At 45.1% G+C, this 22,883-nt stretch carries 19 protein-coding genes and 10 tRNA genes; 27 read left to right on the top strand and 2 right to left on the bottom strand.

Going from position 1 to position 22,883, the window contains the following annotated elements; all coding sequences use genetic code 11:
* Positions 1 to 3 precede the first annotated feature (3 nt).
* From truD to rpoS, 5 genes are all read left to right on the top strand, one after another.
* A complete protein-coding gene (gene truD / locus L1D37_RS15775; RefSeq protein ID WP_239848417.1) occupies positions 4 to 1,050 on the top strand; it encodes a tRNA pseudouridine(13) synthase TruD in 1,047 nt (348 codons plus the stop codon).
* Between the two features lie 76 nt (positions 1,051 to 1,126).
* Entirely contained in the window at positions 1,127 to 1,870 is a 744-nt protein-coding gene (gene surE, locus L1D37_RS15780) for a 5'/3'-nucleotidase SurE (protein ID WP_239848418.1), read from the top strand.
* Positions 1,871 to 2,497, top strand: a complete 627-nt coding sequence (locus L1D37_RS15785; protein WP_017633213.1) for a protein-L-isoaspartate(D-aspartate) O-methyltransferase — start codon at positions 1,871 to 1,873, stop codon at positions 2,495 to 2,497.
* A 35-nt stretch (positions 2,498 to 2,532) separates the two neighbouring features.
* Entirely contained in the window at positions 2,533 to 3,447 is a 915-nt protein-coding gene (gene nlpD, locus L1D37_RS15790; RefSeq protein ID WP_239848419.1) for a murein hydrolase activator NlpD, read from the top strand.
* Positions 3,448 to 3,545: 98 nt separating this feature from the next.
* The gene (gene rpoS, locus L1D37_RS15795) at positions 3,546 to 4,526 is read left to right on the top strand and encodes an RNA polymerase sigma factor RpoS (RefSeq protein ID WP_017059027.1); all 981 of its coding nucleotides are present in this window, start codon (positions 3,546 to 3,548) and stop codon (positions 4,524 to 4,526) included.
* A gap of 133 nt (positions 4,527 to 4,659) precedes the next feature.
* Here rpoS and mutS read toward each other — a convergent pair whose 3' ends face one another.
* Complete coding sequence (mutS, locus tag L1D37_RS15800) at positions 4,660 to 7,221, bottom strand: DNA mismatch repair protein MutS (RefSeq protein WP_017633210.1); 2,562 nt, start codon at positions 7,219 to 7,221, stop codon at positions 4,660 to 4,662.
* Between the two features lie 124 nt (positions 7,222 to 7,345).
* Between mutS and pncC the strand changes: the two genes are divergently transcribed.
* Together pncC and recA are read left to right on the top strand one after the other, a co-directional pair.
* Positions 7,346 to 7,840: a nicotinamide-nucleotide amidase gene (gene pncC / locus L1D37_RS15805; protein WP_017633209.1), complete on the top strand. Its 495-nt coding sequence runs from the start codon at positions 7,346 to 7,348 to the stop codon at positions 7,838 to 7,840.
* A 139-nt stretch (positions 7,841 to 7,979) separates the two neighbouring features.
* A complete protein-coding gene (recA, locus tag L1D37_RS15810; protein ID WP_239848420.1) occupies positions 7,980 to 9,020 on the top strand; it encodes a recombinase RecA in 1,041 nt (346 codons plus the stop codon).
* 83 nt (positions 9,021 to 9,103) lie between these two features.
* On the opposite strand, the gene L1D37_RS15815 is transcribed toward recA, so the two are convergent.
* Positions 9,104 to 9,961, bottom strand: a complete 858-nt coding sequence (locus tag L1D37_RS15815) for a winged helix-turn-helix domain-containing protein (protein WP_239848421.1) — start codon at positions 9,959 to 9,961, stop codon at positions 9,104 to 9,106.
* Positions 9,962 to 10,238: 277 nt separating this feature from the next.
* Here L1D37_RS15815 and L1D37_RS15820 point away from each other — a divergent pair, with 277 nt between their 5' ends.
* The 20 genes from L1D37_RS15820 (at position 10,239) to L1D37_RS15915 (ending at position 22,878) form a co-directional block, all read left to right on the top strand.
* Complete coding sequence (locus tag L1D37_RS15820; RefSeq protein ID WP_239848422.1) at positions 10,239 to 10,517, top strand: hypothetical protein; 279 nt, start codon at positions 10,239 to 10,241, stop codon at positions 10,515 to 10,517.
* An 82-nt stretch (positions 10,518 to 10,599) separates the two neighbouring features.
* Positions 10,600 to 11,106, top strand: a complete 507-nt coding sequence (tpx, locus tag L1D37_RS15825; protein WP_239848423.1) for a thiol peroxidase — start codon at positions 10,600 to 10,602, stop codon at positions 11,104 to 11,106.
* 184 nt (positions 11,107 to 11,290) lie between these two features.
* Positions 11,291 to 11,779, top strand: coding sequence for a hypothetical protein (locus L1D37_RS15830; protein ID WP_239848424.1), 489 nt, complete (start codon positions 11,291 to 11,293; stop codon positions 11,777 to 11,779).
* A 230-nt stretch (positions 11,780 to 12,009) separates the two neighbouring features.
* On the top strand, positions 12,010 to 14,592 hold the full coding sequence (gene alaS / locus L1D37_RS15835; RefSeq protein WP_239848425.1) for an alanine--tRNA ligase: 2,583 nt from the start codon (positions 12,010 to 12,012) through the stop codon (positions 14,590 to 14,592).
* A gap of 218 nt (positions 14,593 to 14,810) precedes the next feature.
* Entirely contained in the window at positions 14,811 to 15,992 is a 1,182-nt protein-coding gene (locus L1D37_RS15840; RefSeq protein ID WP_239848456.1) for an aspartate kinase, read from the top strand.
* Between the two features lie 92 nt (positions 15,993 to 16,084).
* On the top strand, positions 16,085 to 16,282 hold the full coding sequence (csrA, locus tag L1D37_RS15845; RefSeq protein ID WP_004415691.1) for a carbon storage regulator CsrA: 198 nt from the start codon (positions 16,085 to 16,087) through the stop codon (positions 16,280 to 16,282).
* 474 nt (positions 16,283 to 16,756) lie between these two features.
* Positions 16,757 to 16,849 (top strand) — tRNA-Ser (locus tag L1D37_RS15850).
* A 43-nt stretch (positions 16,850 to 16,892) separates the two neighbouring features.
* Positions 16,893 to 16,969: transfer RNA gene (locus tag L1D37_RS15855), tRNA-Arg, on the top strand.
* Positions 16,970 to 17,013: 44 nt separating this feature from the next.
* A tRNA-Ser gene (locus tag L1D37_RS15860) sits at positions 17,014 to 17,106 on the top strand.
* 89 nt (positions 17,107 to 17,195) lie between these two features.
* Positions 17,196 to 17,272 (top strand) — tRNA-Arg (locus L1D37_RS15865).
* 53 nt (positions 17,273 to 17,325) lie between these two features.
* A tRNA-Arg gene (locus L1D37_RS15870) sits at positions 17,326 to 17,402 on the top strand.
* A 79-nt stretch (positions 17,403 to 17,481) separates the two neighbouring features.
* Positions 17,482 to 17,558 (top strand) — tRNA-Arg (locus L1D37_RS15875).
* A gap of 75 nt (positions 17,559 to 17,633) precedes the next feature.
* A tRNA-Arg gene (locus L1D37_RS15880) sits at positions 17,634 to 17,710 on the top strand.
* A gap of 68 nt (positions 17,711 to 17,778) precedes the next feature.
* Positions 17,779 to 17,855: transfer RNA gene (locus L1D37_RS15885), tRNA-Arg, on the top strand.
* A 75-nt stretch (positions 17,856 to 17,930) separates the two neighbouring features.
* Positions 17,931 to 18,007: transfer RNA gene (locus L1D37_RS15890), tRNA-Arg, on the top strand.
* 81 nt (positions 18,008 to 18,088) lie between these two features.
* Positions 18,089 to 18,165: transfer RNA gene (locus L1D37_RS15895), tRNA-Arg, on the top strand.
* 375 nt (positions 18,166 to 18,540) lie between these two features.
* Entirely contained in the window at positions 18,541 to 18,798 is a 258-nt protein-coding gene (locus tag L1D37_RS15900) for an oxaloacetate decarboxylase subunit gamma (protein WP_004741884.1), read from the top strand.
* 31 nt (positions 18,799 to 18,829) lie between these two features.
* Positions 18,830 to 20,614 (top strand): sodium-extruding oxaloacetate decarboxylase subunit alpha, encoded by a 1,785-nt coding sequence (gene oadA, locus L1D37_RS15905; protein WP_239848426.1) that lies wholly within the window; start codon positions 18,830 to 18,832, stop codon positions 20,612 to 20,614.
* A gap of 9 nt (positions 20,615 to 20,623) precedes the next feature.
* On the top strand, positions 20,624 to 21,754 hold the full coding sequence (locus L1D37_RS15910) for a sodium ion-translocating decarboxylase subunit beta (protein WP_019825842.1): 1,131 nt from the start codon (positions 20,624 to 20,626) through the stop codon (positions 21,752 to 21,754).
* Between the two features lie 170 nt (positions 21,755 to 21,924).
* A complete protein-coding gene (locus L1D37_RS15915; RefSeq protein ID WP_239848427.1) occupies positions 21,925 to 22,878 on the top strand; it encodes an NADP-dependent oxidoreductase in 954 nt (317 codons plus the stop codon).
* Positions 22,879 to 22,883: the final 5 nt, after the last annotated feature.

Consider the following 22,883-nt stretch of genomic DNA (forward strand, 5'->3'; position numbering starts at 1 on the left):
AGCATGTCAGATATTTTATCTTCATTGGCTTATCTAAACGGTAAACCAACTGCGAAAGCAAAACTAAAAGCAAAAGCCGAACACTTTGTCGTTAATGAAGACTTGGGTTTTGAATTTACTGGCGAAGGCGAGCATCTAATGGTTCGCATCCGTAAAACGGGTGAGAACACGAGCTTTGTAGCGAATGAGCTGGCTAAAGCTTGCGGTGTTAAGTCGAAAGACGTGAGCTGGGCGGGTTTGAAAGACCGTCACGCTGTGACAGAGCAGTGGTTGAGCGTCCACCTACCGAAAGGTGAGCCTGACTTTTCAGCGTTCTTAGCACAATACCCAAGCATCGAAATCCTAGCGACAGCGCGACACAACAAAAAGTTACGTCCGGGCGATTTAGTTGGCAACCAATTTGAGTTGACCTTGTCTGAAGTAACGGATTGCGAAGATGTGGTTCAGCGTTTGGAAAAAGTCGCTCAAGTGGGCGTGCCAAACTACTTTGGTGCTCAGCGTTTTGGCAATGAAGGTAACAACCTATCTGAAGCTCGTCGTTGGGGCCGTGATAACGTTCGTACTCGTAACCAGAATAAGCGCAGCTTGTACCTTTCTGCAGCTCGCTCGTGGATTTACAACCTGATCCTTTCAGACCGTATTGAGCAAGGTGCGTTTGCATCAGCATTGGTTGGCGATATCGTGGTGAAAGACGGCGCTCAACTAACGGTAACGGCTGACAACATTGAAGCTGTAAACCAAGACATCGCGAACGGCTCTGCTTTGATGACTGTTGCTTTGGCTGGCGATAATGCCTTACCAACGACTGATGAGTCTCAAGCTCTAGAACAGAAACACCTTGATGCTGAGCCAGATCTAATGGCTCTGATTCGTGGTAACCGTATGCGCCATGATCGCCGTGAAGCGTCACTGAAACCAACGGATTTAACTTGGGACGTGAACGAAGATAATGTCACTCTTAAGTTCTCTCTTGATGCGGGTTGTTTCGCAACAGCGATCGTTCGCGAATTGGTTGAAGAAGTACACGTAGAAAGAAGCTACGAGCAATAACGATTCTGCTTGGAGCTAAGTCACTTGATATTGGAATTTAGTCACTTGGCATTGGAACAAAAAGAAAGGATACAAGATGAAGATTTTACTCAGCAACGATGATGGTGTGCATGCTCAAGGTATTCATGAGCTAGCAAATGAATTACGTGATCTTGCTGAAGTTATCATTGTGGCACCTGACCGAAATCGCTCAGGTGCTTCAAATTCATTAACTTTAGAACAACCTTTGCGCGTTCAAGAAATTGCAGAAAATACCTACTCGGTACAAGGCACGCCGACCGATTGTGTGCATTTTGCGTTAAATGAACTGCTAAAGAACGATATGCCCGATCTGGTTTTAACGGGCATTAATCACGGTGCTAACCTTGGTGACGATGTGCTTTATTCAGGCACAGTCGCAGCCGCAATGGAAGGGCACTTCTTAGGCGTTCAGTCGGTGGCGTTTTCATTGGTGGGTAAAAAACATTTTAAGACAGCGGCAGCGATTGCTCGTCGTATCGTCGAACAACATTTATTAAACCCAATCCCAACTAATCGCCTGTTAAACGTTAATGTGCCTGATTTGGCTTTAGAACAACTCTCTGGTACTCAAGTTACGCGCCTAGGTGCTCGTCATCATGCTGAAGATATGATTAAGCAAAAAGACCCTCGTGGACATGATATCTACTGGCTTGGTCCTCCGGGTAAAGAGCAAGATGCTGGCGAAGGTACCGATTTTTACGCAATCGAACATGGCTTTGTATCGGTAACACCGTTACAAGTTGATCTGACGGCGCATGAGTCGTTAGGTGCGATGACAACATGGTTAGGGGAGAAGTAAGTGAGCAATCCACAAGCCGAGCGCTTAGTTACTTTTCTGATTGAAAATGGCATCCGAGACCAAAAGGTTCTTGATGCTATTTACCAACTGCCGAGAGAGAGCTTTTTATCACAAGCGATGTACCATCAAGCTTATGATAATAATGCGCTGCCGATCGGACAGGGGCAAACCATCTCGCAACCATACATTGTTGCTAAAATGACAGAGTTGCTTGAGTTACAACAAGATAGCCGCGTTTTGGAGATCGGAACAGGTTCTGGCTATCAAACCGCCGTATTGGCTCAGCTTGTTGATCATGTCTATTCGGTTGAAAGAATAAAGTCGTTACAATGGGATGCTAAACGTAGGTTGAAGCAACTCGATTTCTACAATATTTCAACTAAGCACGGTGACGGTTGGCAAGGGTGGTCTTCAAAGGCGCCTTTTGATGCGATTATTGTTACCGCTGCTGCAGAGTCGATTCCTCAAGCGCTTCTGCAACAGTTGAAAGATGGTGGTCGTTTACTGATTCCTGTTGGGGATGATGAACAACAATTGTTGAAGATCGTTCGTCACGGCGATGAATTTTTGTCGAGTGTTATCGAAATGGTGAGATTTGTACCTCTTGTTCCTGGTGAACTAGCTTAATAACAAGACTATTGGTGTAGGTGGATAGAGAGTCGATGCGTTCGAAGTTGTTTAAAGGAAGTACTTTACTGCTTAGCTGTGCCCTTGTTGGGTGTGCAGCGAATTCGCCTGCGCCGGTTTCAAGCCTTAACAAGAAATACTCATCGATTGATCGTGGTAGTTATCGCGGCAGTTACTATGAAGTGAAAAAAGGCGATACGCTTTATTTCATCGCTTATGTGACCAATAAAGACGTCAATGACCTCGTTAGCTACAACAAATTGTCTGCCCCTTATACTATCCACCCAGGGCAGAAGCTTAAGTTGTGGCGTCCTAGCTACAACGCGCCAGCGTATGGTAAATCAACGGTAGCGGCTGCAGCAGTTGCTTCGCCTGTCGCGGCATCGACAACGTCATCTGTGGCAAGTAAACCTAAAACCACATCGCAACCGAGCAAAAACTCTAAACCTGCCCCGGCTCAAACTACCACCAAAGTGGCGAAAAAAGATCCACCAAAGAAGGTTGAACAATCCAAATCAAAGGAGTATGTTGGTTCTAAAGGTAAACAGAATGTTACACCGTCCACCAAACCAACAAGTGATAAAGTATCCAAATGGTTATGGCCAACTAAAGGGAGAGTAATCAAGAATTTCTCTGTAGGCGAACAAGGAAATAAAGGCATAGACATAGCAGGACAGCGAGGTCAGCCAATAGTATCTACTGCAGGGGGAACGGTTGTTTATTCGGGTAATGCACTACGAGGCTACGGCAATCTAGTGATTGTGAAGCACAATGATAATTACTTAAGTGCATACGCGCATAACGACCGACTATTAGTATCTGAAGGGCAAAGTGTGAAACCAGGGCAGAAGATTGCAACAATGGGAAGCTCTGGAGCCAGCAGTGTTAGGCTGCACTTTGAGATTCGTTACCAAGGTAAATCAGTTAATCCAAAACGATATTTGCCTTAAATACAATATGAATGATTAACGTATTGTATTGAGTGACATAGTCATTTAGCGACATATGAAGTTGTAATGTCATGCTAATTTCGCCAGGGGGAGGCGTTATGAGTATAAGCAATGCAGTAACCAAAGAAGAGTTTGACCTTGACCAAGCAACCACGGAACCGGAAGCTCTTGGAAAAGCAAAACGAACAGTCACGAAGAAAACCGAAGCGAAAGAAGAAGTTGAAGTTACGTCTAAAAGCTTAGATGCTACTCAACTGTATCTAGGCGAAATCGGTTTCTCACCACTATTAACCGCAGAAGAAGAGGTGCTTTACGCACGTCGAGCTCTACGCGGTGATGAAGCAGCACGTAAACGCATGATCGAAAGTAACCTGCGTTTGGTGGTGAAAATTTCTCGTCGTTATAGCAACCGTGGTTTGGCACTTCTCGATCTAATCGAAGAAGGCAACCTAGGCTTGATTCGCGCCGTAGAGAAGTTTGACCCAGAGCGTGGCTTCCGCTTTTCAACTTACGCAACATGGTGGATTCGTCAAACCATTGAACGTGCGTTGATGAATCAGACTCGCACCATCCGTTTGCCAATCCATGTTGTGAAAGAGCTGAACATCTACTTACGTACGGCAAGAGAACTATCACAAAAGCTTGACCACGAACCAACAGCTGAAGAGATTGCTTCTAAGCTAGACAAGCCAGTTGGTGATGTGAGTAAGATGCTTCGTCTAAACGAAAGAGTGAGCTCTGTAGATACTCCAATTGGTGGTGACGGTGAGAAAGCACTGTTGGATATTATTCCAGACATCAATAATTCAGATCCTGAGGTTTCAACTCAAGATAGCGATATCAAGAACTCACTGATCTTCTGGCTTGATGAACTGAATCCGAAGCAGAAAGAAGTGCTTGCACGTCGATTTGGACTACTAGGCTATGAACCGTCAACGCTAGAAGAAGTTGGCCGTGAAATCAGCCTGACTCGTGAGAGAGTTCGTCAAATCCAAGTTGAAGGTCTTCGCCGTCTACGTGAGATTCTGATCAAGCAAGGTCTGAACATGGAAAACCTGTTCAACGTTGAAAACGACTAAACGATATTCCACGATATCGACATAAAAAAACGCTGACCTCATGTCAGCGTTTTTTAGTTTTAGCTTCTGGTTTAGCTTTTACTTCAACTAGGAACCACAGCGCTTAGCTATTTAAACTAGAGTGCTTCTTAAGCTAGAGTAGCTTCTTCAAGCGGTAGAGTTCTTCTAATGCTTGGCGAGGTGTTAGATCATCAGGATCAACATTCGCTAGTGCTTGCTCCACCTCACTCGGTTCAGGGATCAGGCTAAGTTGGTTCGCGATATCAACACCACTTGGCTTCGATGTCGGAGACTCAATACTCAATGCCTCGAGCTGTGTTAGCTTCGCGCGAGCGTTCTTGATTACGGCTTTTGGTACACCCGCCAACCCTGCAACCGCTAGGCCGTAAGATTTACTTGCCGCACCCTCTTGAACTGCGTGCATAAAGGCAATGCTGTCACCGTGTTCAACCGCGTCCAAGTGCACATTTGCTAATGTTGGAAGCTGGTTCGGTAGCTCGGTTAGCTCAAAGTAGTGCGTTGCGAACAGTGTCATTGCATTGATTTGATTCGCTAGCCATTCTGCGCTTGCCCACGCCAATGACAAACCATCGTAAGTACTGGTACCACGGCCAATTTCGTCCATTAGCACAAGGCTATTTGGTGTCGCGTTGTGCAGAATATTAGCGGTCTCTGTCATCTCAACCATGAAGGTTGAACGACCAGAAGCCAGATCATCCGATGCACCGATACGAGTAAAGATACGGTCGATAGAGCCAATCGTCGCGCTTTCTGCTGGCACATAACAACCGATATGGGCCATCAATGCGATAAGTGCAGTTTGGCGCATGTAAGTCGACTTACCACCCATGTTTGGACCCGTGATGATCAGCATTTTACGCTTGTCGTTTAGGTCGATAGGGTTGGCGATGAAAGGTTCGTCCATCACTTGCTCTACTACTGGGTGACGACCCGCTTGGATCTGTACACCTGCCGCTTCTGTCATGGTTGGACGACAGTAATCAAGTGTATCTGCGCGTTCAGCTAAGTTCTGTAGTACATCAAGTTGCGATACTGAAGAAGCGATGTTTTGTAGTCGTTCTAGATATGGCAGTAGTAAATCAAACAACTCTTCCCACAACTGCTTCTCTATAGCCAGTGCTTTCGATTTAGAGTTAAGCACTTTGTCTTCGTGCTCTTTCAGCTCAGGAATTATGTAACGTTCAGCATTCTTCAGCGTTTGGCGACGAACATAATGTGGCGGTACTAGGTGGCTTTGTCCGCGGCTAACTTGAATGAAGAAACCGTGTACGTTGTTGTAACCAACTTTTAGTGTGTCGATGCCATGACGTTCACGCTCTTCTTGCTCAAGCTTATCCAGAAACTCAGTTGCGCCCGCAGCAAGGTCGCGCCATTCATCTAGTTCGGCGTTGTAGCCTTCTGCAATCACACCGCCGTCACGGATAACCACGGGTGGGTTCTCTTTGATTGCACGTTCAAGCAGCTCTGAAACCTCATCTACAGGAGACGCGTATTGAGCAAGTTGAGTCAGGTATGGGTGTTTAAGCTGAGTCAGTGTTTCAGCAAGCTCTGGTAAGTATTCCATTGCTTGACGAAGACGAGCCATATCACGTGGACGAGCAGAACGAAGTGCAAGACGAGCCAGAATACGCTCGATGTCACCAATCTGTTTTAAGGTCGGTTGTAGCTCTGTGAATAGAGCCAAATCTTTCATTTCACCAATCGCATCTAGGCGTTGATCAAGTGCCGAGATATTGCGCATCGGTTGATGTAACCAACGCTTAAGCATACGACTACCCATTGCCGTAGCGGTGTGATCAAGCACTTCAGCAAGCGTGTTATCTGTGCCACCACCAAGATTTTGCGTGATCTCTAGATTGCGGCGAGTCGCAGCATCGAGGATCACAGAGTGATCTTGCTTATCCATGGTGAGTGAACGGATGTGCGGAAGGGCAGTACGTTGCGTGTCTTTCACGTATTGGATAAGACAACCAGCTGCACACAGGCCAAGCTTGGCACCTTCAACGCCAAAACCGACAAGGTCGCGAGTGCCAAATTGTTGGTTCAGCTGCTGCTTGGCGGTATCTAATTCAAACTCCCAGACTGGACGACGGCGATTGCCATTACGGCTTGCCATTAAATCGACAGGTTCGAAATCTTCAGGGAACAGCAGCTCTCGCGGAGAGGTTCTCTGTAGCTCAGCGGCCATTGCTTCTTCTGTCTCTGGCTCGCAAAGTTGGAATCGGCCAGAGGTAATATCAAGCGTCGCATAACCAAATTTACCGTTGTGGTGATAAATGGCTGCAATTAGGTTATCAATACGTTCAGAAAGTAAGGCTTCATCGGTTACGGTACCTGGCGTCACGATACGCACAACCGCGCGCTCAACAGGGCCTTTTGAAAGTGCTGGATTACCAATCTGTTCACAAATTGCTACGGATTCACCAAGTTGCACTAACTTTGCAAGGTATCCTTCAACCGCATGGTATGGAACACCCGCCATCGGAATCGGTTCACCATTTGATGAGCCACGCTTAGTCAGTGAAATATCGAGGAGTTGAGAGGCTTTTTTAGCGTCATCGTAGAAAAGCTCGTAGAAATCGCCCATGCGGTAGAACAGCAGAATTTCTGGGTTTTCTGCTTTCAGTTTTAGGTACTGCTGCATCATGGGAGTATGTTTTTGATCGGCTTTCACAGTTAACTTCTTTCGTTTATTTCTATTGCGGCTTAGGATACGTGAAAGCGTTTCGTGCGAAAAGCGGCTGATGCGAAAAGATGCGAATCCAAATGATATGACAGTAAATAAAGGGAAGTTGATAATGCAGATGACTCAAGCTCTTAGTGAAAAACTCGGACCATTACTGGCTAAACATAAGCAAGTGCTAGTGACCGCAGAATCTTGTACTGGCGGCGGTGTAGCAACGGCAGTCACTGATGTGGCGGGTAGCTCTGGATGGTTTGATCGTGCTTTTGTCACTTACAGTAACGAAGCTAAGCAAGAGATGATTGGTGTTCAGCTTGAAACCTTGGTTGAGTTTGGCGCGGTGAGTGAACCTGTGGTGATAGAAATGGCCAAGGGTGCACTACAACATTCAAATGGCACTATTTCTGTGTCGATCAGCGGTATTGCAGGCCCTGGCGGCGGTACAGAAGAGAAGCCCGTTGGTACCGTCTGTTTTGCTTGGAAGGCATTAAACGGCTGGGATAAAGTGGAAACGAATGTATTTACAGGTGATAGATCACAAGTACGCCAACAAGCCACGCACCATGCCCTGCAAGTTATTTATGATTACCTATCAATGGAAGGTAAGTAACATTTGTACAAATTATTTTCATACAGGTATGGACACTGTATGAATCAACAGTATAATGAAAGCCAATTAGTCACCCCTATGTGGGTTAGAAATAGATTCTAGATCGCTTGTTGAGACAACCGATTACGTGGAGATAGAAATGGACGAGAATAAACAAAAAGCGTTAGCCGCAGCCCTTGGTCAGATTGAAAAGCAATTTGGTAAAGGTTCTATCATGCGTCTTGGTGATAACCGCACAATGGACGTAGAAACTATTTCTACTGGTTCTCTATCTCTAGATATCGCACTAGGTGCTGGTGGCCTACCGATGGGACGTATCGTAGAAGTTTACGGTCCAGAATCATCAGGTAAAACAACACTAACACTTGAGCTTATTGCTGCAGCACAAAAAGTTGGCAAGACGTGTGCATTCGTTGATGCGGAACACGCACTAGACCCTATCTACGCTCAAAAACTTGGTGTTGATATCGATGCGCTTCTTGTTTCTCAACCAGATACGGGTGAGCAAGCGCTAGAAATCTGTGATGCACTGGCTCGTTCAGGTGCAATCGATGTACTTGTTATTGACTCAGTAGCAGCACTAACACCAAAAGCTGAAATCGAAGGCGAAATGGGCGATAGCCACATGGGTCTTCAGGCTCGTATGCTTTCTCAAGCGATGCGTAAGCTAACTGGTAACCTAAAGCAGTCTAACTGTATGGCTATCTTCATCAACCAAATCCGTATGAAGATTGGTGTGATGTTTGGTAACCCAGAAACAACAACGGGTGGTAACGCTCTTAAGTTCTACGCATCTGTTCGTCTTGATATCCGCCGTACTGGTGCGATCAAAGATGGTGATGAGGTTGTTGGTAACGAAACACGTATCAAGGTTGTTAAGAACAAGATTGCTGCACCGTTTAAACAAGCTGAAACTCAAATCCTATACGGCAAAGGCTTCAACCGTGAAGGTGAGCTTATCGATTTAGGTGTTAAGAACAAGCTGGTAGAAAAAGCGGGCGCTTGGTACAGCTACAAGGGCGATAAGATCGGCCAAGGTAAAGCTAACGCTGGTAAATACCTACGTGAAAACCCAGAAGTTGCTCTTGAGATCGACACTAAACTTCGCGAGTTGCTATTAACTCCAGCTGTTCTTGAAGAAAAAGACATAGAACAGGAAGAAGAAAACGAAGAGCTATAAGCTTACGTTTTATCGAGTGGACGTTTGAAAGGAACATTCGCTTTGAAAAATTTAAAGCCTCGCATTTTTTATGCGGGGCTTTTTTATTGGGGCTTACCTTTGCAGTAAAACGAGTTCAACAATGGTGTAATGATTGAGTGGTAGATATTTGCGTTATCTAGTTTCTGCTTAAATATGTTTTGGCTTTTTCTATTACTGGTAAAAACAAAGGCGTACATCGAGATAATATTATCCCTGTACGCTGAATTACTGATTCGAATGTAGATGCTTTTCACGTTGCATTGTGACAACTCCAAGCTATCGATATAGGCCTTCATTTCTGTCGAAGTTACCTTCTTGGAATCGTCATTGAGGTACAGCGTCGCACTGCCGAATTGATAAGGTTGGTAGCTTTCTTTATTTAAGAAGGGTGCTTGTTCAGTGCTGTAGTGAATAAGGTAATAAGCGACTAAAATGATGCCACACCATAGTGCACATAAATTTATCGCAAATTGACGAGGAGACCTTAGCTTTGCACCTTCATTGTTGGTTAATTGTTGAGGGCGAGGGCTATTGTTCTTCACATCTTGAACTTCTATCTCGTTATCTAAAATACCGTTCTCAGATGTAACCTCTACTACATTTCGGTCTATTACTGGTGACCTATCCGTTAGCTGCTGTTGAACCTGCTTGCTCTCGGTAACTGAAAGTGAGTATCCCTTCTTACTGATCGTTTTGAGCTCTAGCTCGTCCGTGTCTAAATTTTTGATGACCTTTCGAATATAACTGATGGTATTGGTCAGGGATTGATCGGTGACCAATACCCCTTGCCAGCACTCTTCAAACAACTCGTCTCGAGATATGCACTGACCTTGGCGCTCTAACAGATACAAAAGAACCTTGAATGGCAAAGGACGCATACTGATCGTGGTGTCAGATGAAGTATGTATGATTGTCCTCATTTCACTATTGATAATGATTTGAGCAGTGATATTGCTTTTGTGATTCATGGGATTGGTATGAGTGGTCGTTTTGGTTTTGCGGGCTGTACTCTAAGCGTAGGAGGCTAGGCTGTAACTGTAAAACGTCATTGGTTATATAAAAATTACATTTCGTTATCTGGTTATATTTTTATTTGGCAATGGTTTGTAGCTAAAGCAAAAGGTGATTGTTAACGTTATGCCGCCTTGAGCTTGGATGATAGCTCGATTACTAATCGTTGTTTAATAGGTAAATAGGATGCCAGAAATCAAACAGAAGAACTCTGAATCAGTGAAGATACTGTTGCAAGAGTACAAAGAAGTGACCTCTGTTGAGTCTTTTCAATTGGATGTCGTTAAGTCTTTAACCAAGATCTTTACCGACACTGATAAAAGCCTTGAGCAAGGCGACAAAGTGACCTTAATAAAGGTCGCACAACAACATATCGATGAAGAGATCGATTTTTCACTTTCTGTTGGCTTTGATGATGCTGTTCCTATCCTTACCGAAATGAGAAAAGTAATTGAGGCTGTCTAAGCGTTGTTTTGAATGTCTTTAGATAGAGGCAACGCAGTGAGCTAGAACAGCAATATTATAATTACATTGAAAGGAAGAAATCATGAATACAGTTACATTTTTAGGCGACAAGATTGCACTAGCAGGTGACTTCCCACAAAAGGGCGAAGTACTGACAACACCTGCGATGACAACAGTATCGTTAGCTCCGCTGACGATCTCAGAAAAAACGGCTGAGTTTAAACTGATTTACTTGTTCCCTAGTGTTGATACGCCGGTATGCTCAAGCAGCACTAAGGCTATCTCTGAATTAGCAGAACTGAAATCAGATTCTGTGGATATCTACACAATTTCAACCGACCTTCCATTTGCACTGGCTCGTTTCCAAGAGAAAGAAGAAGTGAAAGGTATTGAACAACTATCAGTATTTAAGAACCCTGAGTTGTTGAAAGCGTTCGGTACTCAATTTGAAGAGCACGCTCTGTCTGGTTTATCAGCTCGTGCGGTTATCTTGTTAGATGCTAATAACGTTGTAGTACACAGTGAATTGGTTGCTGAAGTAACTGAAGAGCCAAACTACAGCGCTATCATTGAAGCTTTAAAAGCTTAATGGTGGCTCGAAACCTTGGTGAATTTTGGGCACCAAGGTTTCATTGCTATAGAGGCTGCGACAATCAGCTGGTTTCGTTTTCGCAATCTTGGGTAAATTCGGTCTACGCTTATAATTCAGTTGCTTGTCCGTGAACTACAAGGCAAGTGTTTGGGGCTATTAGTCAGATATACGGTGTTATCCATTGAGAAAAGCTAAGTTAGCGATTTTTGTTTGTGTTTCCGCGATAGGGGCGCTGATCCTTGCCATCGTGTTACTCACCCCGCCACTTGTTCTGCGAGGGAGTCAGTGGGCTTGCAACCTAAAGCAAATGGGCTTTGTCACACCCTCATATGCGCAATACTCTGAATTGAATGAATTTATGCTTTACTCATTTAGTTCAGATGAAGACTTTTTTGTCAGCGACAGAATTCAAACCTTGAATCAACAAGGCGATGTTGAAACGGCAGAAGTGGTCTTTGTGGGTAAATATGCCCTGAACGATAATCAGCTAGAGATGGTGTTTAATGAGGTCAATTTTAGACACAAGCACCCTAACGAGATGATCAATCGCAATCAGCAGTTGTATAAAGGGTTCACTATCCAATATGAGATTGAATTGGAGGGCGATTTTCTTTATTTGTATTCATCCAACAACAGTGAAGAATTTAACCACATTTGTACCAAGCGCTAACGGCGGTTATTCACCCACTAGTAATGTTTTCCTCTAAGATAAATCCTATCCCGCGTAACTCTATTTCGCTGTATGTTCCCCGTCTCAGCTAGTGAAATATTCTCCATTTTGTCGATTTACAACTAAAATCCTGCCCAAGGGTGTCTTTTCTACAAGAAAACTAGTCGAAGCCTTAACCATGATCTACAATACGGCAAAATTCTAACTCGACTATTTTCAGGAAGAGCTGCATGTACATGAGCACTGATGAGGTTCGCAACGCGTTCCTTAAGTTCTTTGAGAGCAAAGAACACCAAATCGTAGACAGTTCATCGTTAGTTCCACATAACGATCCAACCCTGCTATTTACTAACGCAGGTATGAACCAATTCAAAGATTGCTTCCTAGGCGCCGAAAAGCGTGCCTACACACGAGCAACTACGGCTCAGCGTTGTGTACGTGCGGGTGGTAAACACAATGACCTTGAAAACGTAGGTTTCACGGCTCGTCACCACACATTCTTCGAAATGCTAGGTAACTTCAGCTTTGGTGATTACTTCAAAGAAGAAGCGATTGCGTTTGCTTGGGAATTCCTGACTGAAACTCTTCAACTGCCAAAAGATCGTCTACTGGTAACGGTATACGAGACAGATGATGAAGCATTCGATATCTGGAACAAGAAAGTAGGTGTACCTGCTGACCGTATCGTTCGCATCGGCGACAAAGAAGGCGGTAAACAGTTCGAGTCTGATAACTTCTGGACAATGGGTGACACAGGTCCTTGTGGTCCATGTACTGAAATCTTCTACGATCACGGTGAGCACATCTGGGGCGGCCGTCCTGGTACACCTGAAGAAGATGGTGACCGTTTCATCGAGATCTGGAACAACGTATTCATGCAGTTCAACCGTCACGCTGACGGCACAATGGAACCGCTACCTAAGCCTGCCGTAGATACAGGTATGGGTATTGAGCGTATCTCTGCAATCATGCAGGGCGTTCACTCTAACTACGAAATTGATGTATTCCAAAAGCTAATCAAAGCGACAGCTGAAGTTGTGGGTCATGACGACCTATCTAACCAATCGCTACGCGTTATTGCTGACCACATCCGTTCTTGTTCATTCCTAATCGCTGATGGCGTTATGCCTTCAAACGAAGGTCGTGGCTACGTTCTACGTCGTATTATTCGTCGTGCAGTTCGTCACGGTAACAAGCTTGGCGCACAAGGCGTGTTCTTCCACAAACTTGTGGGTGTACTGGCTGAAGTGATGGGCTCTGCGGCAGATGAACTTAAGAAACAGCAAGAGCTTGTTGAAAAAGTACTTCGCATTGAAGAAGAGAACTTCGGTCGTACTCTAGAGCGCGGCATGGTTATCCTTAATGACGCACTAGATGCACTTGAAGGCAAAGAGCTTGACGGTGAAACAGTATTCAAACTTTACGATACGTACGGCTTCCCAGCTGACCTTACTAATGATGTAGCTCGTGAACGCGACTTTACTATCGATGAAGAAGGCTTTGAGAAGGCGATGGAAGCACAACGTCAACGTGCACGTGAAGCTGGCCAATTCGGCACTGATTACAACGCTACGATCAAAGTAGATACTAACACTGAGTTCTGTGGCTACACAGGTACTGAAGGTTCTGGTGAAATCTCTGCGCTATTCGTTGACGGCGAAGAAGTATCTTCACTATCAGCGGGCGACAAAGCCATCATCATCCTTGAAGAGACACCATTCTACGCTGAGTCAGGCGGTCAATGTGGTGATGCTGGTACGCTAAAAACAGCATCGGGTCTATTCAAAGTACAAGACACTCAGAAACTAGGTAACGCATTTGCGCACCACGGTGAGCTAGTTGAAGGTGTATTTGCTCAAGGCGATAAAGTAGAAGCAACAGTTGATGCTGAGCGTCGTGCTGCTATCTCACTAAACCACTCTGCAACGCACTTACTTCACTCTGCACTGCGTGAAGTTCTAGGTGAGCACGTTGCTCAGAAAGGTTCTTTGGTTAAGCCAGATAACCTACGTTTTGACTTCTCTAACCTTGAAGCGGTAACACCGGCACAGATTAAAGAAGTCGAGCGCTTGGTTAACGCACAAGTTCGTAAGAATCACGTGATTGAAACCAACATCATGGACATCGAGTCAGCGAAAGAAAAAGGTGCAATGGCACTGTTTGGCGAGAAGTACGATGATGAAGTTCGCGTTTTGTCTATGGGCGATTTCTCTACTGAGCTTTGTGGTGGTATCCACGCGAGCAACACGGGTGACATCGGTCTGTTCAAGATCACTTCTGAAGGTGGTATCGCTGCTGGTATTCGTCGTATCGAAGCGGTAACAGGCGAAGCGGCTCTAGATGCTGTAGAAGCTCAAGCCAACGCTTATGAAGAGAAACTGGCTGAGTCAGCTAAGAAAGCGAAATCTCTAGAGAAAGAAATCCAACTGCTTAAAGAAAAGATGGCTGCAGCTGAAGGCGCAAACATCATGGGCAAAGTGGAAGAAATCTCAGGTACTAAAGTACTGGTTGCTGCAATTGAAGGCGCAGACAACAAGAACCTACGTACTATGGTTGATAACGCTAAAAACCAAGTGGGTAGCGGCATCATCCTGATTGCTAACGTAGCAGACGGTAAAGTTGGCCTAATTGCTGGCGTAACTAAAGACCTTATCGGCAAAGTTAAAGCGGGTGACCTAGTTAAGATGGTTGCTGAGCAAGTTGGCGGTAAAGGTGGCGGTCGTCCAGATATGGCTCAAGCGGGTGGTACTGACGTTGAAGCACTTCCTGAAGCGCTTAAATCTGTACGCACTTGGCTAGAAGAACGTCTTTAAGCTTAAGTAATTGATACAAAGATGCCCAATCAGATGATTGGGCATCTTTTATTTTGTCTATTGGAAGTGTGTAAATCAGGTTTGATTGAGATTAACCACGAAGTCTAATGGTTACGTTAGACTCCTTGGTTCATTTTTTATTGCTTCGCCATGACGCGGAGTATGTGTTTTTTTGTCATATATAGACATTGGTCTTGGGAAGGTGAGGACGGGTGAAAATGCCTCTTATCGTGCAGAAATTTGGTGGAACGTCGGTGGGTTCAATAGAGCGAATCCATCATGTAGCAGAGAAAATCATTGAAGCGAAAAATGAAGGGAACCAGATCGTGGTTGTCGTTTCTGCTATGTCAGGTGAAACAAATCGGTTGGTTAATTTAGCCACACAAGTTGATAGCGTCCCCAACGCTAGAGAGCTGGATGTGCTGTTAACGGCCGGAGAGCAAGTTTCCATGGCTTTGTTAGCAATGACGTTGCACAAGTTAGGTTATGAAGCGACATCGATGACTGGCTATCAAGCCAAGATACACACCGATTCTAATCATAACAATGCAACGATTGAGCGTATTGATACTGCTCCTATTCAAGCCTTGTTAGACGATAATCAGATTGTGATAGTGGCTGGCTTTCAAGGCATGAATGCTAAAGGCGACATTACTACTCTAGGCCGAGGCGGCTCTGATACCACGGCGGTTGCGTTAGCGGGCGCACTTCAGGCGAAAGAGTGCCAGATCTATACTGATGTAGATGGTGTGTACTCTTGTGACCCGAGGGTTGTCAAACATTCGAAGAAACTCGATACCTTAGACTTTCCGTCGATGGAAGAGATGGCTCGCCGAGGTGCAAAGGTTCTTCATTTACCGTGTGTTCAATATGCATGGCAACATAATGTACCATTACGAGTGCTTTCCAGCTTTGAAGCAGGCGAGGGCACATTGATCGCGGGTAACCAGTGTTTGAATGATATTGCTGGCATCGCCATTCAAAGAGACATGGTACGTATCGAGTGTTTGAATGAGGATTTACCGTCTTTCATATCGCATTGCCAACTGTTAGGGATCGAAGTCTGTAGTGTGATCGAGGAAACAGAACGGGCAGCACTCATTATTAAACAAGACATAAGTGCCAAATTAAAACTAGTTTTTGGCGAGAAAATCCGTAATAGTGAACAGGTTAGTTTGTTAACTGTGGTAGGAAGCCGAACACAAGAAATTGTGGTCAGTTCACATGGATTGTTGTCTGAAGGCGAAATTGATGTACAGCATCACTTATTGCAGCAGCAGTCTTTAACTTTGGTGATATCACCAACGCAAGTCGATATGGCTGCTAACATATTACACAATGCATACATCGTAGCGCGTGAAACACAGGGTTATCCTAAAAAAGAAGTGCATTTTGGTTAAATAAACTCAATCGATAGTTTACGAAAATATAACTTTTGTTGGATAATGCTCTCGTAGCTAGATAAATTTAGAGATTACTCAAGGAGCAAAGAATGCTAATTTTGACTCGCCGCGTTGGCGAAACACTGATGATTGGTGATGAAGTAACAGTTACTGTACTAGGCGTTAAAGGTAACCAAGTACGTATTGGTGTTAACGCACCTAAAGAAGTATCTGTTCACCGTGAAGAGATCTACATGCGCATTCAAGCTGAAAAAGGTAATGGTAACGTTGCATCTGGCAACTACTAATACTTTTGCGTAGAGAAGAGGCTAGCATTGTTGCTAGCCTTTTTTGATCTTGGAGCACTGAAGAGTTCATTGAGATATAGATGGCTTAGATAACGGGCCAGTATTCTCTCAGTGAAATGAATGTTCGATAACACTGTGTAATACCGTTCCGATTGTCCAACGTTGTTTCTTTCTATTTTGTTTGGAAAAGCTCAAGATTTGTTAGTTTCTCCTATAGCGTAAAAACGCATCCCGTAGTAAGGTGCAAACAGCGGTAGCACTTGCTGCTGAAGAAATTAGATAATTGTTTTCGGCTGTTTATTCTTGCCAATCTTTCGCCTTAATTTTTAAGGGAAAAAGCGCGATTTGAATCTTATAAGTTCAATTTGCAAGCGCTTTGATTAAATAGCAAACGGTTGAGTGTTTTTGTCCAATTTTTTTCAATAAAGTGTTTGACATATTTTCGGTAAAACGTAATATGTGCCTCCGCAAGACGGTGAGGTGGCCGAGAGGCCGAAGGCGCTCCCCTGCTAAGGGAGTATGTGGTTTGTAGCTGCATCGAGGGTTCGAATCCCTCCCTCACCGCCATTTCTTGCGAGTCTAAAATTAGCAATTTAGACAATGTAAATGTGCGTCCTTAGCTCAGCTGGATAGAGTACCTGGCTACGAACCAGGCGGTCGGAGGTTCGAATCCTCCAGGACGCGCCATTCTCTCTTCTCTTACTTGTAAGTGATGTGAGAATAATGAATTAGGTGAGGTGGCCGAGTGGCCGAAGGCGCTCCCCTGCTAAGGGAGTATGTGGTTTGTAGCTGCATCGAGGGTTCGAATCCCTCCCTCACCGCCATTCATTACAGGCCGATGGCCTTTTTTTTTCTTCGTAGCAAGAAGAATGTGATATATTTCACAACTTCATTCTTAATGAATGAACACCGTGCGTCCTTAGCTCAGCTGGATAGAGTACCTGGCTACGAACCAGGCGGTCGGAGGTTCGAATCCTCCAGGACGCGCCACTATTTAAGGGTCTATTGATCCTCGTATTGACGAAGTTGATACTAAAACCCGTGCGCTCTTAGCTCAGCTGGATAGAGTACCTGGCTACGAACCAGGCGGTCGGAGGTTCGAATCCTCCAGAGCGCGCCACTATTTAGGGTTTAGTTCTTATATGAATTTGAATCCTGATATTGATAAATCGTTTATCGAGAATTAATATCAAAAGCGTGCGTCCTTAGCTCAGCTGGATAGAGTACCTGGCTACGAACCAGGCGGTCGGAGGTTCGAATCCTCCAGGACGCGCCACTATTTAGGGCTTCTCTCTTATGTGAGTGAAATCCTTGTATTGATTGTGTAATAGCAACTTGATACTAAAACCGTGCGTCCTTAGCTCAGCTGGATAGAGTACCTGGCTACGAACCAGGCGGTCGGAGGTTCGAATCCTCCAGGACGCGCCACTATTTAGGGCTTCTCTCTTACGAGAATAGAAATCCTTGTATTGGCTATAAGTTGATACTAAAACCGTGCGCTCTTAGCTCAGCTGGATAGAGTACCTGGCTACGAACCAGGCGGTCGGAGGTTCGAATCCTCCAGAGCGCGCCACTATTTAGGGCTTCTTTCTTATATGAATGAAATCCTTGTATTGAATTGCTTAATAGTAAGTTGATACTAAACCGTGCGTCCTTAGCTCAGCTGGATAGAGTACCTGGCTACGAACCAGGCGGTCGGAGGTTCGAATCCTCCAGGACGCGCCACTATTTAGGGCTTCTTTCTTATGAGAATGAAATCCTTATATTGATACGTTGTTAGTAACAATGAATTGATATTAAAACCGTGCGCTCTTAGCTCAGCTGGATAGAGTACCTGGCTACGAACCAGGCGGTCGGAGGTTCGAATCCTCCAGAGCGCGCCACATTATTAAAAAAAGCCTCGTTTTTACGAGGCTTTTTTTATGCCTGTCATATAAATGTTGATCAAATGTTAAATTTATTTAAAATTTAACTTGTTGTATTTTAAGTACTTCTTGAATGCTTCTTTGTTATTCCACCTTTCTCATATCATTTCTCAGAAAAGCCCCGTTTAAGTCACAGTTTAAATATCTAAAAATGACTCATTTGACAGATTTATGTGATCTGATAGGCGAATAATTAACCTTATGTGTGCGTTATCCGTAACAGAACCTTAAACAAAATTGACAAAGTTTTACCAATCGAGATAATCCATGGGTCGGGATCACTATTCGCTGAAATCCTGTACATATGTCAGGATGACGAAGAAAGGAAGCAACATGACTAATATTGGAAGCCTGCTAGGAGATGCGGCGACTCTAATGATAACGGGAATGTCCGTTGTCTTTATTTTTCTAACTATTCTAGTTTACCTCGTTCGGTTGATGTCAAAACTGGTACCAGAAGAAGTACCTGAGCCGATCGCAGCACCTAAAAAAATTCAAAAATCACAATCAAACCCTTCAGCTGTTAGTCCACAGGTAGTGGCAGCAATTTCGGCCGCGGTTCATCAATACCGTGCGTCTACTGCTAAGTAGCATTTAAAGGATTAAAAAGGAGTTTATGAGCATGTCTAAACCACTAGCTATCACAGATGTGGTACTTCGTGACGCGCACCAGTCACTATTTGCTACTCGTATGCGTATCGAAGATATGCTGCCAATTGCGGCAGAACTGGATAAAGTCGGTTACTGGTCTCTAGAGACTTGGGGCGGCGCGACGTTTGATTCGTGTATCCGTTTTCTTGGAGAGGATCCATGGGAGCGTTTGCGTGAACTGAAAAAAGCGATGCCAAATACGCCAATGCAGATGCTACTGCGTGGTCAAAACCTGTTGGGTTACCGTCACTACGCGGATGATGTAGTAGAAAAATTTGTTGAACGTGCCCATAAGAATGGCATGGACGTATTCCGTATTTTTGATGCGATGAATGACGTACGTAACTTTGAAAAAGCGGTGAAAGCAACGATCGATGTTGGCGGCCACGCTCAAGGTACCTTGTCTTACACAACCAGTCCGGTTCACAACTCTGATACTTGGGTTGATCTGGCTAAGCGTCTAGAAGACCTAGGTTGTCATTCACTATGTATCAAAGATATGTCAGGTTTATTAAAGCCTTATGAAGCGGAAGAGTTAATTACACGCATCAAAGCATCGTGTGATGTTCCTCTAGCGCTACATAGCCACGCGACAACGGGTCTATCGACAGCAACAGCGGTTAAAGCCGTTGAGGCGGGTATCGATATTCTAGACACGGCTATCTCTTCAATGAGCTGTACTTACGGTCACACGCCAACTGAAACGGTTGTGGCGATGTTAGAAGGCACTGAGCGCGATACGAACCTTAAGCTTGACCAAATTGAACCAATTGCTTCTTACTTCCGCGATGTGCGTAAAAAGTACGCGAAATGGGAAGGCCAGCTAAAAGGTGTGGATTCTCGCATCTTGATCGCTCAGGTTCCTGGCGGCATGTTGACTAACATGGAAGGTCAGCTTAAAGAACAAGGTGCAGCCGATCGTATGGACGAGGTTCTTGAAGAGATTCCACGCGTACGTAAAGAGCTTGGTTACATTCCTTTGGTAACACCAACTTCTCAAATTGTCGGTACTCAAGCGGTTATTAACGTGCTAACGGGTGAGCGCTATAAGAGCATCACTAAAGAGACTGCAGGTCTGCTGAAAGGCGAATACGGCCAAGCACCTGCGGAAGTCGATGCTGAACTGCAAGCGAAAGTTCTGGATGGTGCTGAGCCAATCACTTGTCGCCCTGCTGACTTGCTTAAGTCAGAAATGGACACGTTGACAACGGACCTTTTAGAGAAAGCGAAATCAGAAGGCATCTCTCTAGCTGAAGATACAGTTGATGATGTCCTGACTTACGCACTCTTCCCACAAGTGGGTCTTAAGTTCCTTAAGAACCGTCGTAACCCTGAAGCATTTGAACCAGCACCAACGGCAGAAGTTGCGACTCCTGTTGCTGCAGCTCCGGCGCCTGCATCTGGTGGTATCGAAAGCTACAGCGTGAAGGTAGATGGCCAAGTGTATGATGTCGAGGTTGGCCCACAAGGTGAACTAACATCTGTTGCGCCATCAGCAAAACCTGCTCAAGCGGCTCAGGCTGCACCTGTAGCAGCTTCTGACGCTGAAGCGGTTCCTGCTCCATTGGCGGGTAACATCTTTAAAGTTAACGTTCAGGCGGGTGCTGAGGTTGCCGAAGGCGACGTTCTACTTATCCTAGAAGCGATGAAGATGGAAACGGAAGTTCGTGCTGCTCGTGGTGGTATCGTTCAAGAACTGAATGTTAAAGAAGGCGATGCAGTTACTGTAGGCGCTCCACTACTAAGCTTGGCGTAAGGGAGTACCATGGAAGGATTGATGACCTTATGGTCTGAAACAGGGATTGCGAACTTTGAGTTCGGCCAGATCTGTATGATGTTGGTTGGTTGCTTATTGTTGTTTTTGGCAATTCGTAAAGGATTTGAACCGTTACTTCTGCTACCTATTGGTTTTGGTGCTGTATTAGCGAACATTCCAAATGCTGGGTTTACTGATCCAGGTGGTTTGCTTTACTACGTTTACTACATTGGTATTGAAACGGGCATTTTCCCACTGCTGATCTTTATGGGTGTTGGTGCGATGACGGACTTCGGTGCGTTGATTGCGAACCCTAAAACGTTGTGGCTAGGGGCTGCGGCTCAGTTTGGTATCTTCGCAACGCTATTTGGCGCGATCTTGCTGAACTATGTTCCAGGAATGGAATTCTCGATGGCCGACGCTTCTTCTATTGCGATCATTGGTGGTGCTGATGGCCCAACCGCGATTTTCTTGGCGAGTAAGCTCTCTCCTGATCTTTTAGGTGCGATTGCAGTAGCGGCGTATAGCTACATGGCATTGGTTCCTATTATTCAGCCGCCAATCATGAAAGCGTTAACATCTCCTGAAGAGCGTAAGATTAAGATGGCTCAACTTCGTCATGTTAGCAAAGCAGAGAAGATCCTCTTCCCACTTGCTGTACTACTGATGACGATTTTGTTCCTACCTTCAGCAACACCTCTAGTGGGTATGTTCTGTCTGGGTAACTTAATGCGTGAAGCGGGCGTGGTTGATCGTCTATCGAAAACAGCGCAAAACGAACTGATTAACGTTGTGACTATTTTCCTTGGCCTCGGTGTTGGTTCTAAGCTTCAAGCGGATACTTTCTTGAACTTAGAGACTCTGGGTATTCTTGGCTTAGGTGCGGTCGCGTTCAGTATTGGTACTGCAGGTGGTGTATTGATGGCGAAGGTTCTAAACCGCTTCTCGAAAGAGGACATCAACCCATTGATTGGTGCAGCTGGTGTATCAGCGGTTCCGATGGCAGCACGTGTTGTGAACAAGGTCGGTCTTGAGGCAAACCCTCAGAACTTCTTGTTGATGCATGCGATGGGCCCGAACGTAGCAGGTGTACTTGGTAGTGCGGTTGCGGCGGGTATTCTATTAGCGCTAGTTGGTTAACGGATTACTGGTCATGTATCGTTACGTTAATTGGTCGTCAATTTACGAATGAGCGGTTAACTTAGCCTTATTAAATGGTTTATAGTCAAAGGGATGCTTTCGCATCCCTTTCTTTTTATTAATTAGGGTGCTTGCTCACTAGGGCTTTTATCAATCAAGGAAATGTGGAAATGGAAAATAAACAGATTGCGATTACTCAATTCGGCGGCGTCGAAAACCTTAGTATTCAAACCAGTGCGATTCCTGAGCCTAAGGCCGGAGAAGTGGTGGTTAAAGTTTCCTTTTCGGGCATTAATCCGATTGATGTGAAAACCCGTGCTGGCCTTGGTTGGGCAGCAGCACAAAACAAAGACAACCTTCCTTGGGTGCCGGGATACGATATTTCAGGTCAAATTGTCACGCTAGGCGATCAGGCTGAACGTTTTACCATTGGTGATAACGTGGCAGGCTTTATTGGCTTCCCACTGCAAGGTGGCGGTTACAGCCAATATGTATGTGTTCCAGAAGCGGCACTCAGCATGGTTCCGGACTCTGTTACCCTAGAAGCGGCAGCAGCATTACCGCTTGCTAGCCAAACAGCAGCACAAGCGCTTAATAAAGCCGAAGTGAAAGAAGGCGATCGCGTGCTTATTTTAGCGGGCGCGGGCGGCGTTGGTCACCTTGCGGTTCAAATTGCAGTGGCTGCAAAAGCCGAGGTTTACACCACCTGCAGCGAAGCTAACCTCGATTATCTTGCAACGCTTGGCGCTCATGCGATCAACTATAAGTTTGCCCCGGCTTCAGAGCGAGTTTCTGATGTTGATGTGTTGATTGATTTGGTCGGTGGCGATACCGCGCTTGATGCATTGAAGTGCTTGAAAGACGGTGCGAGAGTAGTGACCGTTCCGACTCTATCTGCAGAACTGATCTGCGAAAAAGCCACACTACTAGGTTTTACCGCATCAGGCATGCTGGTTGAGCCAAACCCTGAGCAAATGGACACTATGCTTTATATGGTGAGTGTTGGATTACTTAAAACAGAAATTCAAGGTATCTACCAACTAGACGAAGCACAGTCGGCGCATCTACAGGTTGAAACCGGACACACCAGAGGCAAGGTACTGCTTAAAATGCAAGAAGGCTGATAGGC

It is taken from the genome of Vibrio sp. Isolate33 (assembly GCF_022397895.1).
GTDB classification, from domain to species: Bacteria; Pseudomonadota; Gammaproteobacteria; order Enterobacterales; family Vibrionaceae; genus Vibrio; species Vibrio pomeroyi.